The organism is Paenibacillus sp. 203 (genome assembly GCF_037027525.1).
GTDB classification, from domain to species: Bacteria; Bacillota; Bacilli; order Paenibacillales; family Paenibacillaceae; genus Paenibacillus; species Paenibacillus polymyxa_B.
Map to the genome: position 1 here is coordinate 1 of NZ_JAXCHD010000064.1, position 312 is coordinate 312.

The following is a 312-nucleotide window of genomic DNA, read 5'->3' on the forward strand; positions in this document are numbered from 1 at the left end:
GCAGCCACCTTGCCAGGTCACCTGTCCTGTACATCCTTTCACCCGGTGCGAATGGGTTTGCTGCGAATTTTTCTTCTGTAAGTTCCGGTCTGTTCAAGTACCCTCTTGCCAGTCCATCCCCTGCTATGCATAGTTCTCCCGCTACTCCTATCGGCTGCAGGCCCTTTTCCTTACTCACAACATACAACTTAATGTTATCTATGGGCTTTCCTATAGGTACAAGCTCCAATTCTTCTTCCGTAGAGCAGCCAAAGTAGGATACATCTACTGTTGCTTCTGTTGGTCCGTACAGGTTATGCAGGCTTGTTCCTT

At 48.4% G+C, this 312-nt stretch carries 1 protein-coding gene; it reads right to left on the bottom strand.

Going from position 1 to position 312, the window contains the following annotated elements:
* Positions 1-312 (bottom strand): AMP-binding protein (locus WA407_RS26400; protein ID WP_336078741.1); only part of this gene is annotated, 312 nt, incomplete at both ends.